Here is a 13,622-nt window from a genome sequence, read left to right on the forward strand (position 1 = left end):
CGGTCACCGGTCGAGTCGTCTGCGGAGGCAGGCTCACCAGGCGGAGATCAGTTCGACCGGCCTTCGAGGGCCTTGGTCATCTCCTTGGGCACCGAGTCGGCGAGGCGGTTGAAGATGACCGCGAAGATCGGTTCGGCGATGGCGCCGAATCGCTGGAAATCGACGGTGGCCGCATAGGTGATCGAGGTACGGCCGTTGCCGGCGTCGGTGAACGAGAGGTCGTCGGTCGTCGTGGCGGTCTTGTTGGAACCGGTGAACACGACGTGGTCGGGGTCGTCGCGGGTGAGTTCGTAGGTGAGCTCGGTGGAGATGCCGTACAGCGTGGTCTTGTTGCGCCAGGTGGTGCCGAGACCGATTGGGCCCCGGGTGTTTTGCGTGCATTCGACGGTTCCCGGATCCCATTCCGCGGCATTGGCGAAGTCGCGGAGATAGGTGACGACCTGGTCGCGGGGACGGTCGACGGTGAAGGTGCGCGAGACGTTGACCACAGCATGGCTCCTTTGTCCGATAAGCGGTGTCGTTCACCGGTATTTCGTCGCCGAAGGGTTTGCGGACCGTCTCCCCGGTCCTAAACTCGTTCGGGTATTGGTCGGTGGTCGCGGGTCTGCGGGGACCCGGCCGATGGCCACGATTGAAGGGGAGGCGCTCGTGCGCAAGCTGTTTGTGATGGTCCTGACCCTGCTCATCGCGGCGATCGGCGCGGTCGCGGCGGGTGGCACGGCGCACGCCGCCGACTGTCCGCGGCTCTATGTCATCGCGGTACCGGGCACATGGGCCGACGGACCCGGACTGCTCGGCGACGTGACCTCCGGCCTCGGCGCCGACACCCAGGTCGCCTACGTCCGCTACGACGCGACCGCATTCCCCTGGGAGAAGGCGATCTACGGCAAGTCCAAGGCGCAGGCGGTCTCGAACGTGACCGGCCTCGCGGTCACCATGTTGCGACGCTGCCCGGCCACCAAGATCGCGCTGACCGGCTACAGCCAGGGTGCCGACGCCGCCGGCGACTTCGCCTCCGAGGTCGGCGCGGGCACCGAGCGGGTGCGTCCACAGCAGGTCGCCGGGGTGGTGCTCCTCGCCGATCCGCGTCGTTCGTCGAAGGATCCGCTGGTGGGACCCCCGCTCACCGGCCAGGGCAGTGGCGGACCCCGCATCGGCGGCATGGGATGGCTGACGCCGGTCACCCGGCAGATCTGCGTGCCGAGCGACCTCTACTGCAACACCCCGCGCGACTACTACGTCACGCGCGTCGTCGGCTACCTCGCCGAGACGAGTGATCCGACGCCCAGCCAGTACGGCCAGTACCAGCTCGAGGCGGCGGCGATCGTCAACGAGATGCTCACCCAGGGTGGCCCCGGGCGGATCGTGCAGGAGTTGAGCAACGCGCGGGCGCGTGAGCAGATCATCGAGTTCAATAAGTTCATCCAGTCGGGATCGCACGGTGACTACGCGACGTTCCAGGTCAAGCCGGGAGTGACGGCGGTGCAGTGGGCGCACGACTACCTCGCCGGACTGGCGTGATCTTCGCCACGTCGTGATCTTCCGCAGGTCACCGGGTCGCGCGTCGCTACCAGGACGGTAACGATTTCCGTGTCATCATCGACGTACACGGGTGTGGTTGCGAGTTGGAAAACCGCCGCTACAGTAAGACGAAGTCAGTATCCGTTGTATTGATTCAGGGAAGCGTTGAGTCATGAAGTTGGCTGAGACACTCCACGGACCCCGTCGACCCGCCCGGCTCGGGGCGCTGTCCATCCGACGCACCCGCCGTCAGGCACGAATATTCCCGGCCGAAGCCGAACGACTGATCACCGCTGCTGAACTCCGTCGGCTCCACGGCTGAATCGACTCCACGGCTGAGCCGGGGCCGACCGCCGTTGCGCCCGGCCGGTGGGACTCACCCCGCCGAGACACGCGCGGACTGCCCGCCCAATTCGACGACGTCGCCGACGACGAGCTGACGACCGCGTCGGGTCTCCACGTCACCGTTGACACAGACCAATCCGTCGGCGATGACCTCCTTGGCCTCCGCACCGGAGTCGATGAGGTTGGCCAGCTTCAGGAACTGGCCGAGCCGGATGACCTGATCACTGATCGCGACGTCGAACACACCGCCATCCTGGCAGACGGCAAGCGTTCCCGGCGAGCCGAACCGCGCACTAAGGTTGTCTGTCATGGCGGTCGAGACCGGAGTGCAGCAGGCCCCCGACGACGAGAAGCAGCACGGATCGGTGCCGCCGGATCGGACAGCGGCCGAACGCCGTTCGGCTGATCTGCTCGACCAGATCCGGCATCCACGGGGTTTCGGGCACAACGCGCCGCGGATCGCCGGCACCGTGGTGGGCGTCATGGCGGCAATTGCGTTGGCGTCGAGCGTTTTTCCGTTCTTCCGGCATTGGATTCACGTTCCTCGTGACTACGTCGACAACTACATCGTCGCGATGCCGGAGACGAGCTTCGCATGGGCTTATGTGCTGGCATTGGTGGCGATCGCACTCGCCGCCCGCAAACGCATCGCCTGGTGGATCTGCGTCATCCTGCTGGTGCTGTTCATGCTCACCAACGCACTGCTCCTGATCCCGGCGATCGGCTCCGATCTGGACATGACCCGCACCGAGCGGATCAACACCGGGATCGGGCTGGCGATACAGGTGGCCATCCTCTTCTTCCTGGTTCTCACGTTCCGGCAGTTCTACACCCGGGTCCGCCGCGCCGCGTTGCTGCGTGCGCTCGGTGTGCTGATCACCGGGCTGGTTGTTGCCACCATGCTGGGCTGGGGTCTGGTGGTGCTGGTACCCGGCAGCCTGGAGTCGGGGGAGCGTCTGCCGTATGCGTTCAACCGCGTCGTCGCCTTCGCGACCATCGATCAGCGCACCTTCGACGGCCACCACACCCATCCGTGGATCAACGGGCTGCTGGGACTGTTCGGGGCTCTGGCCCTGATCGCCGCCGCGATCGTGCTGTTCCGGTCTCAGCGGCTCAAGTCGCTGATCACCGCGGAGGACGAACGACTGATCCGCGCGCTCATCGACCGGTTCGGCGACGACGACTCGCTGGCCTACTTCTCCACCCGCCGCGACAAGGCCGTGGTGTTCTCGCTCGACGGTCGGGCGGCGATCACCTATCGCGTCGAACTCGGCGTCGGACTGGCCGGCGGTGATCCGATCGGCGACCCGGACTCGTGGTCTGGGGCGATCGCGGAGTTCCTGACGCTGTGCGAGCGGTACGGCTGGCATCCGGCGGCGATGGGCGCCAGCGAGCGCGGCGCCGAGGCATACGACGCGGCGGGCTTCGGCACGCTCAACATCGGTGACGAGGCGATCATCCACACCCGCGACTTCACGCTGTCGGGACCGGCGATGAAGAGTGTGCGCCAGGCGGTCACCCGTAACCGGCGGGCCGGGGTCACCGTACGAATCCGACGGCACAGCGAATTGTCGGACGCACAGATGGCCGAGGCGATCGCCCGCGCCGACGCGTGGCGCGACACCGACGAGGAACGCGGCTTCGCGATGGCACTCTCGCGACTCGGCGACCCCGCCGATGGCAACTGCCTGCTTGTCGAGGCGATCCAGAACGAGGGCACCGACGACGAGAAGGTCATCGGCTTGCTGTCCTTCGTCCCGTGGGGTCGGCGTGGGGTCTCGCTCGACCTCATGCGCCGCGACCGCAACGGCGTCAACGGCGTGGTGGAGACGATGGTCGTCGAGCTGTGTCAGCGTGCCGAACAGGTCGGCGTCACCGACATCTCCCTGAATTTCGCGACGTTTCGCGCCTTCTTCGAGCATGGCGGGCAGATCGGTGCCGGACCGGTGATGCGGGCGAGTTACTCGGCGTTGATGTTCGGCTCCCGGTTCTTCCAGATGGAGTCGCTCTATCGCTCCAACGCGAAGTACCTGCCGGATTGGCAGCCGCGGTACCTGTGCTTCGAGGACGCCCGGATGCTCCCGCGTGCCGGGCTGGCGAGCATCGTCACCGAGGGTTTCGTGCGGCTGCCGCGCTTCGGCCGCAAGGAACAGTACGAAGCCGGCGAGCCGTCGGTGCCGCAGGGAGTCGACGTCGACGCGCTCGTCGCGCAGTTCGCCGAGGAGGCCGATCAGCAGGCGGTCTCCGTGCATCGGCCCGAGCAGGTCCGGGTTCGGATGGCCAAGCTCGATCGGCTCATCGCCGAGGGCTTCGACCCGTACCCGCCGGCCGACGCGCCCACCCACACCATCGCCGCGGCCCGGGAACTACCGCAGGGCACCCAGGTCACCATCGCCGGCCGCATCACCCGGTTGCGCGACTTCGGCAAAGTGATCTTCGCCGACCTCCACGACTGGTCGGGGCAGGTGCAGTTGCTCATCGAGGATTCCCGGATCATTCCGGGCACACCGGATTTCGGCTCCGATGTGGACCTCGGCGATCTCGTCGAGGTGCGTGGCATGCTCGGCGAGAGCCGCAAGGGCGAGTTGTCGGTGCTGATCGACGCGTGGCGGATCAACGGCAAATGCCTGCGTCCGCTGCCCGACAAGTGGGCCGGTCTGACCGACCCGGAAGCCCGTGTGCGCCAACGCTATCTGGACCTGGCGACCAACGCCCGCAGCCGGGACCTGCTCAAGACCCGCAGCGTCGTCGTCAAAGCGCTGCGCGACTTCCTCGCCACCCGGGATTTCCTGGAGGTGGAGACGCCGATCCTGCAGCGAATCCACGGCGGCGCCAACGCCACCCCGTTCCAGACGCACATCAACGCCTACAACCTCGACCTCTATCTGCGTATCGCACCCGAGCTGTACCTCAAGCGGCTCTGCGTCGGCGGGGTGGAGAAGGTCTACGAGATCGGGCGGAACTTCCGCAACGAGGGCGTCGACTTCAGCCACAACCCCGAGTTCACCAGCCTCGAAGCCTATGAGGCGCATAGTGATTACCTGAAGATGCTGGATCTGACCCGCGAGATGATCCAGTTCGCCGCGACCGCGGCGCACGGTGAGCCGGTGATCTACCGGACCGGTGACGACGGCACCGTCGAGCGCATCGACATCTCCGGTGACTGGCCGGTCAAGACCGTGCACGAGGTGGTCTCCGAGGGTGCCGGTGAGGAGGTCACGCCGGAGACGAGCGCCGAGGACCTGCGTCGGATCTGTGATCGGCTGGAGATCGCACACCGCCCCGACTGGGACGCGGGGGCGCTGGTGCTCGAACTGTATGAGCACCTCGGTGAGGACCGCACGACGTTCCCGACGTTCTACATCGACTTCCCCACGTCGACCTCGCCGCTCACCCGTGCCCACCGCAGCCGCGCGGGTGTCGCCGAACGGTGGGATCTCGTCGCCTGGGGCGTCGAGCTCGGCACCGCCTACACCGAGCTCACCGATCCGGTCGAACAACGCAAACGGCTGACGGCGCAATCGATCCTGGCCGCCGACGGTGATCCGGAGGCGATGGAACTCGACGAGGACTTCCTCGAGGCCCTCGAATACGCGATGCCGCCCACCGGCGGACTCGGCGTCGGCGTCGACCGCGTCGTCATGCTGATCACCGGTCAGTCGATCCGCGAATCGCTGCCGTTCCCGTTGGTCAAGCCCGACGAGGGATAACCGTCGTCGACGGCGCCCGGTTTCACGCCGACGGCGCTTGTCTCAACGCCGAGAGCGCTCGAGGACGCGTCGCGAAGGCGCTGTCGGCGAGGTGATGGGCGCTGTCGGCGGGTTGGAGGGCGCTGTCGGCGGAGTAGGGGTCATTACCTGTTGGTTGCGGTTACACCTATGCTGGTCGGCATGAGTGAGCTCACCTTCACCCCGACCGCCGACCTGGTCGACGAGATCGGTGCCGATGTCCGTAGCTGCGACGTCCAGTTCACCCAGTACGGCGGCGTGCGCGAGTTCGTCGGCCGCGTGAGCACCGTGCGCTGCTTCCAGGACAACGCCCTGCTCAAGTCGGTGCTCGGCGAATCCAACCCGGGGGGTGTCCTCGTCGTCGACGGCGACGCGTCGGTGCACACCGCACTGGTCGGCGATCTGATCGCCGAACTCGGCCGGTCCAACGGCTGGGCCGGCATCATCGTCAACGGCGCGATCCGCGACGCGAAGACGATCGGCGGGATGGGGATCGGTGTGAAGGCACTGGGCACCAACCCGCGCAAGTCCACCAAGACCGGTGCAGGTGAGCGCGACGTGCCCATCGACCTCGGCGGCATCACCTTCGTCCCCGGCGACACCCTCTACTCCGACGACGACGGCATCGTGCTCGTCGCCGCCGTCTGACCGTCACACCCACCTCCCGATCGCTGACGAGGAGCGCACAGATCATGGCCCGACCCACTCCCGAATACTTCGCCCGTCTCGGTGCGCTCGTCGCCATCGACAACGCCGCCGACCGGCCCACCCGCCCGGTCCTCGAGGCGTTCAGTGGTGTCGAGATGGCCACCATCCCGGTCGGGACCGCCGCCGACCTCGAGACCGCCGTGGCCCGCGCCCGCGTCGCCCAGGAGGGCTGGGCCGCGCGCAGCCCGCAGGACCGCGCCAAGGTCCTCGACAAGTTCTCCAAGCTGGTGCACCGCAACGCGGCGTCGCTGATGGACATCGCGCAGGCCGAGACCGGCAAGGCGCGCGTCTACGCCCAGGAAGAGGTCATCGACGTCGCGCTGACCGCGCGGCACTACGCCACCGCGGGCCCCAAGATGCTCGCCGACCGCAAGGTCAAGGGCATCATCCCGGGCGCGACGAGTGTGCGGGTGCGATATCAGCCCAAGGGTGTCGTCGGCGTGATCAGCCCGTGGAACTATCCGCTGACCCTCGCGGTCTCCGACGCGGTGGCCGCGCTGCTCGCCGGCAACGGTGTGGTCATCAAACCCGACAGCCAGACCCCGTACTGTGCGCTGGCGCTGGCCGAACTGCTCTACGAGGCGGGCCTGCCGGCCGAGTTGTTCGCTGTTGTACCGGGACCGGGAAGTGTTGTCGGACAAGCGATCGTCGCCACCACCGACTACGTCATGTTCACCGGCTCGTCGGCGACCGGCGCCACGCTCGCCGAGCAGGCCGGCCGACGTCTGATCGGCTTCTCCGCCGAACTGGGCGGCAAGAACCCGATGATCGTCACCGCGGGCGCCGACATCGACCGCGCCGTCGAGGGCGCCGCCCGCGCCTGCTACTCGAACTCCGGGCAGTTGTGCATCTCCATCGAGCGCCTCTACGTCGACGCGATCATCGCCGACGAGTTCATCGAGAAGTTCGGTGCATTCGTCCGCGGCATGCGCCTGGGCGCCACCTACGATTTCAGTGCCGACATGGGCTCGCTCGCCTCAGCCGCCCAGGTCGACACCGCCCAGGCACACGTCGACGACGCAGTGGCCAAGGGCGCCACGGTGATCGCGGGCGGCAAGCGCCGCGCCGACCTGGGACCGTTCTTCTTCGAGCCGACCGTGCTCACCGGCGTCACCGATGCGATGGAGTGCTTCGCCAACGAGACCTTCGGTCCGGTGGTGTCGGTGTACCCGGTCGACTCGATCGACGAGGCCATCAAACTCGCCAACGACACCGACTACGGACTCAACGCCAGCGTGTGGGCGGGCAGCAGTGACGAGGCCCAGCGGATCGCCGAGAAGCTGCGGGCCGGCACGGTCAACATCAACGAGGGCTATGCCGCGGCGTGGGCGTCGACGGCAGCCCCGATGGGCGGCATGGGCATCTCCGGCGTCGGGCGCCGGCACGGCGAGGAGGGCCTGCTCAAATACACCGAGCCGCAGACGATCGCCGAGCAGCGGTTCATCGGCATCGATCGCGCACCCGGCATCCCGCAGGGCCTCTACCGCGCGGCGACGCCGTTCGCGATGCGCGCCCTGAAGTATCTGCCCGGTCGCTGATCGGATTCTCAAGCACTCGAACACCCGGGGTTCCGGCCCCTCCCGGGCCTGAAATCCCCTGATCAGCCGACACGCACACGGCGTGCCAATCCGGTTGGATGCAAGAGTGTTCGCGAGTGTGCGCCGACGTTCCGGCGTCTGGCTGGTCGTGGTGATCGGGGTCGTCGTCGGAGTGGTGGCGGCGTCGTCGGCATCGTCGACGACGGTTGCGCCGGTCGCACGGGTGGTGCCCGGGCCGGTTGCCGCGCCGCCGATGCCCCGTGCCCAGCAGCTCGTCCTGAGTTTCACCGGTGACAACATCCTGGGCACCGACGACAAGTTCTCCACGGCGACGTCGTTGCCGACGGTGTGGGCGGACAACGGGCGGCGGCCGGACTACTTCTTCCAGAACGTCAAGGCGCTGTTCGATGCGGACGATCTGACCGTCGCCAACTTCGAGGTGGCGCTCACGCGCCGCGGCACGCAGCGCTACAAGGGGGAGGGCGAGGTCTATCACTTCCACGGTGATCCGGCGCTCGCGGCGACGTTGCCCGCGGGCGGGATCGACGTGGTGACCGTCGCCAACAATCACACCTTCGATTACGGCCAGGTCGGTTTCGATGACACACTCGCCGCGCTCCGGGGTGTCGGCGTGGAGTACTTCGGCACCGGTGACGAGAGCGAGGGGTCGGGGTACGACCTGGACAACCTGACCACGATCAAGGGCGTGAGGTTCGGCTTCGTCGGATACCAGGCGTGGACCGACAGCGCACAGATGCGTCGAAAACTGGTGTCGGACATCAAATCCCTGCGAGCCCGCGGCGCCGACGTGGTGATCCCGTTCATGCACTGGGGCATCGAGAGCGAACACGAACCGTACGGTGTGCAGACCGAGCTCGCCCATCTCGCGATCGACGCGGGCGCCGACCTCGTCGTCGGAACCCATCCCCATGTCATCCAGTCCATGGAGATCTATCGGGGCAAGCTGATTGCATACTCGTTCGGCAACTTCGCCTTCGGTGGCAACAGCAACCCCACCGACAAACGCACCTTCATCCTGCAAACCCGCTTCGACATGGCCGGTACCGCGGTGCGCGGTGTCGATTTCCGGGTGATCCCGACGCGGGTGTCACGTACGGAGTCCTACAACGACTACGTCCCGACGCCGTATCCGCAGGCGCAGGCGGCGCAGGTCCTGACGTTCATCAACGGGCTCTCCCCGACGCTGAACGGCCGCGCCGCCAATGCGTTCGTGCCGGTGAACCCGAACAATGTCCCGACGACCCCGACACGGCCGGGTGGGGTGGGCGGACCGGGCTGAGGGTCAGCGAGACGCCCAGCCGTTGGCGTTGCCCGCCTGCGACCACTCACGGTCCCACAAAACGTCGTGGATGCGCGCGACCCGGCGTCGAACCAGGGTGACCCCACTCATCACCAGCGCGAACATCGCACACCAGGCCAGTACACCCACCCAGACCGCACCCAGAACGCGTTCGGTGGGGCCGGGGTGATCCTGGAGCCGGGTGCCGTCCGCGGTGGTCCATGCGGGGGTGGTGGAGCCGTCCTTGGTGCCGCGGGGCACCGACGTCGAATCGGTGTGCACGCCCGAGGAATTGCGCCACGAGACGGTGGCGGTGGTCTCGACGGCGGTCGGATCCGAATCGGAGACGCTGACGACCGTGGCGGAGATGGGGATCGCGGCGTCGGCGCGGTCGGTGACCGAGCGATAGGTGGCATCGGCCGCCCACACGCTCAGTGGGATCGCCAGGAGAAGGATGACGACGGATGCGACGACCGCGGCGGCGATCATCCGATCGCCGCGTCGCATCAACGGATTGTGGGACCACGGTAGATACGCGGCCCTCCGCCGATACGACATCCGGTTGTCCATCATTACCTCGCGATCGCGAACACATTCACCTTCCACAATTCGCTTCGGTAACGGTTTTGACAAACGCGAAAGCCCAGGTAACGACGAAGTGTGAGCAACCCAACACCGCTCGCATGCTCACAGGCTTCTCCCAGTCGTCGTCCAGTCGGGGTGGAGAACCGGACATCATTCTTGAACCCGATGCAGTGCGCTGCCATGAACGAGGCCAGTGCACTGGCGGGGCGGATCGCCCGGCGTACGTCCACCCGGCAACACACGCAGTGAGCAACGGCGAGACGTGAAGGTCTCGCGACAGGAGGAATGATGACCGCAATTCTGGATCGGCCGAGTTCGTCGCCGCCATCCGACGACGCCGCCCCACCGAGCCATCGGCGCACCGGGCGACCGATGCCGTGGAGCAAGCTGAGCCTGACCGGCTTGCTGACCATCACCGGAGTTCTCTATCTGTGGAACCTCTCGGCCAGCGGCTACGCCAACACCTTCTACGCCGCGGCCGCCTGGGCCGGGTCGCAGAGCTGGCGTGCCTGGTTCTTCGGCGCGCTGGATCCGTCGAGCTTCATCACCGTCGACAAGCCGCCGGCCTCGCTATGGGTCACCGGGTTGTCGGTGCGGATCTTCGGGATGAACTCCTGGGCGGTGCTCGCGCCGCAGGCGATCATGGGCGTCGCGTCGGTCGCGTTGATGTACGCGACGATGCGCCGTGTCATCGCCGATCCCCGCCAGGGCACCGCGGCCGGCCTCATCGCCGGCGCCGTGCTGGCGTTCACCCCGGCGGCCGCCCTGATGTTCCGCTTCAACAACCCCGACGCGCTGCTGGTGCTGTTGATGGTGGCCGCGGCCTACTGCACGGCGCGGGCGATCGCGACCAACTCTGGCCGCTGGCTGGCCCTGGTGGGTGTCGCGCTGGGCTTCGCGTTCCTCACCAAGATGATGCAGGGCCTGCTGGTGCTGCCGGCATTCGCGCTGGCCTACCTGCTGTTCGCGAACAACGGCTGGCTCAAGCGGATCGGGCAGTTGCTGCTCGCAGCGGTGGCGCTGGTGGTGTCGGCGGGCTGGTTCGTGCTGGTCACGATCCTCGTCCCGGCGAGCTCGCGGCCCTACATCGGGGGCTCCACCGACAACTCGTTCATGAATCTGGTGCTCGGCTACAACGGGCTGGGTCGCATCAGTGGCGGTAACGGCCCGGGCGGTGGCGGTGGTCCCGGTGGCGGGCAGGCCGGCGGCTCCTTCGGCGGTTCGACGGGTCTGAATCGACTGTTCGGCTCGGAGATGGGCAACGAGATCTCCTGGCTGTTGCCGGTGGCGCTGTTCGTGGTGGCCTTCGGGGTGTACCTGATGATCCGCAGCTTCCCGATCTTCAACTACCGCAACGGTGTTGACCGCGTCGAGTCCGGCGCCATCGTCACCTGGGGTGGCTGGCTGCTGGTGACCGGGATGATCTTCAGCTACATGAGCGGCACCATCCACCCGTACTACACGGTGGCGCTGGCCCCGGCGATCGGCGCGCTCGTCGGTCTGGGATCGGTGTTCGCGTGGCGTCGGCGGGCGCACTGGGACGGACGAATCGCGATGGCCGCCATGATCGGGCTGGCCGCATGGTGGGCCATCGTGCTGCTCAATCGCAACGACTGGGGTCCGGTGTGGTGCCGATGGCTGATCGGTGTGGTGGCCGTCGTCGCCGTGATCGGTGTGATAGCCGGAAGCGTGCTGGGCCTGAAGAAGGTCGTGGCCGCCTCGGTGCTGGCGGGTTCACTCGCCGGATTCGGTGGTACCGCAGCCTTTTCGATCGCGACCGCGACCACCGCACACAGCGGGTCGATCCCGACCGCGGTGCAGACCTCCTCGGCCGGTGGCGGCATGGGCGGACCCGGTGGCATGGGCGGCTTCGGTGGCTTCGGCGGACGAGGTGGGCAGCACGGGTCGACGCAGGGTACCCAGGGAACCCCGCCGTCGGGGACCACGTCCCACAACGGTTCGACCCAGAACGGTTCGGCCCAAACCGGTTCGGCCCAGAACGGTTCGGCCCAGAACGGTTCGGATCAGCAGGGACGACGTGGCGGTGGCATGGGCGGTTTCGGTGGCGACGTGTCGTCGAACAGCGATCTGGTCAAGCTACTGCAGTCCACCAGCACCACCTGGGCGGCGGCGACCAACGGATCGCAGTCGGCGTCGGGGATCGAGATCGCGACCGGCAAATCGGTGATGGCCATCGGCGGCTGGAGCAACGACCCCGCGCCCACGCTCGACGAATTCAAGAAGATGGTGTCGGAGGGCAAGATCGCCTACTACATCGGCGGATCGGGCGGCGGTCCCGGCGGCAATTCGGAGATCTCGACCTGGGTGTCGCAGAACTTCACCGCGATGACCGTCGGCGGGCAGACGGTGTACAAGCTGATCTGATCCCCTCGGTCTGATCACGCCCGCCAGACCACGCCCGCCAGACCACGGCAGCCGCGACCGAATCGGTCGCGGCTGCCGTGCTGGTGGGCCCGGGTGGATTGCTCATTCCATCGTGTAGTGAAAGGTGATCGGGTAGCCGTCGTCGCTGTGGCCGGCCAGGTCGATCTCGGCGTGTCCGCGCATGGCTGCCAGACCGCCGGTGCCGAGGCCCTCGACGATCTCGACGGTCTCGTGCACGCCGGTGGCGTTGTGGAAACCGTTGTGCCGCAGCACGAGACTGCCCTCGTGGCCATCGATCGATCCCTCGAACGCCTCGAAGCCCGCAGTCGGGGCGTCGGCGCCCTCGATGTAGGTGAGCAGGTAGGCGAGGGTGCCCGTGCCGGTGACGTCACCCTGGTAGGAGTAGGCGACGTCGGCGCGGCTGAACCCCCGCGCCGGGTAGGTGACGCCGCTGATCTCGACGGTGCGGTCGTCGGTGGTGTAGATCTTCTCCTCGTTCCACGAGATGACCTGGAATGTGGCTGTGACGGAGTGTGTCCGGGAAGTCGATGAGGTGCTCATGGCTCCAGGGTGCGGTTGGGGTGCGGGTGTGGTCTTGTACAAACGCGACATCGGTTCGACACTGGTTGTGATGAGCGAGGACGGAAACGAGGGCTTCACCACGCAGCCCGTGCTGGGCCGCGGGCCACGGGCGATCATCGGGCCTGCCGCCGCGATGCCGTTCCGGGTGTCGCGTCTGCGTGCGCCTGCCGATCTCGCTCGCTGGGTCGACTACTTCTGGATCGTGCGCTGGTCCACCGTCGAAATTCATGAGCAGCAGGTCATTCCGCAACCCGTGGTGCACGTGGCGGCCGAGGACGGCAGGCTCTGGGTGCATGGCGTGGGGGAGAGCAGGTTTTCGCGGACGCTCACCGACGACGGCCAGGTGTTCGGCATCGCCTTCCGTGCCGGTGGATTTCGGGGATTTCTCGACGGTCCGGTGAGTGCGTGGACCCGATCGGTGCGCACGGTGGCCGACGTGCTCGGCGTCGATGACCGTGAGGTTGCGCGGCAACTCCTCGACCCCGACGTGGGCGACGACGAGTTGGTGACGATCGCCGTCCGGTGGCTCGCCGAGCGTGATCCCGTCGACGACCCGGTGATCGACGAGGTTGCCGCGCTCGCCGAGGCGGCCGAACACGACCCGTCCATCACTCGTGCCGAGCAACTCGCCGCACAGGCGGGCGTGAGTTTGCGGACGCTGCAGCGGCAGTTCGGTGAGTACGTGGGCATCGGACCGAAGTGGGTCATCCAGCGGTTCCGGATACTCGATGTCGCTGCGATCGCCAATGCGGGTGGAGACGTCGACTGGGCCGACACGGCGGTGCGTCTGGGATTCAGCGACCAATCGCATCTCACGCGCGCGTTCAGTCGCATCGTCGGGAAACCCCCGGCCACCTACGTCCGGACCGAACGGACCGGGGGCAGCGAACGGTGAGCGGGTTCGATGAGCGCCGGACGCGCTACTGTCGA

At 67.2% G+C, this 13,622-nt stretch carries 11 protein-coding genes; 7 read left to right on the forward strand and 4 right to left on the reverse strand.

All coding sequences use genetic code 11. The features are described from left to right. Nucleotides 1-47 precede the first annotated feature (47 nt). Entirely contained in the window at nt 48-488 is a 441-nt protein-coding gene (locus GOPIP_RS08075; RefSeq protein ID WP_006369128.1) for an SRPBCC family protein, read from the reverse strand. Nucleotides 489-621: 133 nt separating this feature from the next. On the opposite strand from GOPIP_RS08075, the gene GOPIP_RS08080 reads away from it, so the two are divergent. Continuing rightward, on the forward strand, nt 622-1,521 hold the full coding sequence (locus GOPIP_RS08080) for a cutinase family protein (RefSeq protein ID WP_006369129.1): 900 nt from the start codon (nt 622-624) through the stop codon (nt 1,519-1,521). Between the two features lie 376 nt (nt 1,522-1,897). Here the strand turns inward: GOPIP_RS08080 and GOPIP_RS08085 are convergent, their stop codons facing one another. Further along, nucleotides 1,898-2,110, reverse strand: a complete 213-nt coding sequence (locus GOPIP_RS08085) for an RNA-binding S4 domain-containing protein (protein WP_006369130.1) — start codon at nt 2,108-2,110, stop codon at nt 1,898-1,900. A gap of 64 nt (nt 2,111-2,174) precedes the next feature. On the opposite strand from GOPIP_RS08085, the gene lysX reads away from it, so the two are divergent. The 4 genes from lysX to GOPIP_RS08105 all read left to right on the forward strand — a co-directional run bounded on the left by lysX (nt 2,175) and on the right by GOPIP_RS08105 (nt 9,140). Continuing rightward, nucleotides 2,175-5,576: a bifunctional lysylphosphatidylglycerol synthetase/lysine--tRNA ligase LysX gene (lysX, locus tag GOPIP_RS08090; RefSeq protein WP_006369131.1), complete on the forward strand. Its 3,402-nt coding sequence runs from the start codon at nt 2,175-2,177 to the stop codon at nt 5,574-5,576. 168 nt (nt 5,577-5,744) lie between these two features. Then, a complete protein-coding gene (gene rraA, locus GOPIP_RS08095; RefSeq protein ID WP_006369132.1) occupies nt 5,745-6,242 on the forward strand; it encodes a ribonuclease E activity regulator RraA in 498 nt (165 codons plus the stop codon). A 41-nt stretch (nt 6,243-6,283) separates the two neighbouring features. Continuing rightward, entirely contained in the window at nt 6,284-7,840 is a 1,557-nt protein-coding gene (locus GOPIP_RS08100; RefSeq protein ID WP_280110116.1) for a succinic semialdehyde dehydrogenase, read from the forward strand. A 106-nt stretch (nt 7,841-7,946) separates the two neighbouring features. Then, nucleotides 7,947-9,140, forward strand: a complete 1,194-nt coding sequence (locus GOPIP_RS08105) for a CapA family protein (RefSeq protein WP_006369134.1) — start codon at nt 7,947-7,949, stop codon at nt 9,138-9,140. Between the two features lie 3 nt (nt 9,141-9,143). Here GOPIP_RS08105 and GOPIP_RS08110 read toward each other — a convergent pair whose 3' ends face one another. After that, nucleotides 9,144-9,713: an Rv1733c family protein gene (locus GOPIP_RS08110; RefSeq protein WP_035727481.1), complete on the reverse strand. Its 570-nt coding sequence runs from the start codon at nt 9,711-9,713 to the stop codon at nt 9,144-9,146. Nucleotides 9,714-10,013: 300 nt separating this feature from the next. Here GOPIP_RS08110 and GOPIP_RS08115 point away from each other — a divergent pair, with 300 nt between their 5' ends. Continuing rightward, nucleotides 10,014-12,110, forward strand: a complete 2,097-nt coding sequence (locus GOPIP_RS08115) for an ArnT family glycosyltransferase (RefSeq protein WP_035727589.1) — start codon at nt 10,014-10,016, stop codon at nt 12,108-12,110. A 102-nt stretch (nt 12,111-12,212) separates the two neighbouring features. Here GOPIP_RS08115 and GOPIP_RS08120 read toward each other — a convergent pair whose 3' ends face one another. Continuing rightward, nucleotides 12,213-12,671: a DUF3224 domain-containing protein gene (locus GOPIP_RS08120; RefSeq protein ID WP_006369137.1), complete on the reverse strand. Its 459-nt coding sequence runs from the start codon at nt 12,669-12,671 to the stop codon at nt 12,213-12,215. 70 nt (nt 12,672-12,741) lie between these two features. Here GOPIP_RS08120 and GOPIP_RS08125 point away from each other — a divergent pair, with 70 nt between their 5' ends. Continuing rightward, nucleotides 12,742-13,587 (forward strand): helix-turn-helix domain-containing protein, encoded by an 846-nt coding sequence (locus GOPIP_RS08125; protein WP_138944089.1) that lies wholly within the window; start codon nt 12,742-12,744, stop codon nt 13,585-13,587. Nucleotides 13,588-13,622: the final 35 nt, after the last annotated feature.

The sequence above is a fragment of the Gordonia polyisoprenivorans NBRC 16320 = JCM 10675 genome, from assembly GCF_000241325.1.
In the GTDB taxonomy this organism is placed as follows: Bacteria; Actinomycetota; Actinomycetes; order Mycobacteriales; family Mycobacteriaceae; genus Gordonia; species Gordonia polyisoprenivorans.

Excerpts from the sequence above, each read along its gene's own strand:
- rraA (WP_006369132.1), top strand. The coding sequence starts at position 5,745 with ATGCTGGTCGGCATGAGTGAGCTCACCTTCACCCCGACCGCCGACCTG.
- GOPIP_RS08125 (WP_138944089.1), top strand. The coding sequence starts at position 12,742 with ATGAGCGAGGACGGAAACGAGGGCTTCACCACGCAGCCCGTGCTGGGC.
- GOPIP_RS08115 (WP_035727589.1), top strand. The coding sequence starts at position 10,014 with ATGACCGCAATTCTGGATCGGCCGAGTTCGTCGCCGCCATCCGACGAC.
- GOPIP_RS08120 (WP_006369137.1), bottom strand. The coding sequence starts at position 12,671 with ATGAGCACCTCATCGACTTCCCGGACACACTCCGTCACAGCCACATTC.
- GOPIP_RS08080 (WP_006369129.1), top strand. The coding sequence starts at position 622 with ATGGCCACGATTGAAGGGGAGGCGCTCGTGCGCAAGCTGTTTGTGATG.
- lysX (WP_006369131.1), top strand. The coding sequence starts at position 2,175 with ATGGCGGTCGAGACCGGAGTGCAGCAGGCCCCCGACGACGAGAAGCAG.
- GOPIP_RS08110 (WP_035727481.1), bottom strand. The coding sequence starts at position 9,713 with ATGATGGACAACCGGATGTCGTATCGGCGGAGGGCCGCGTATCTACCG.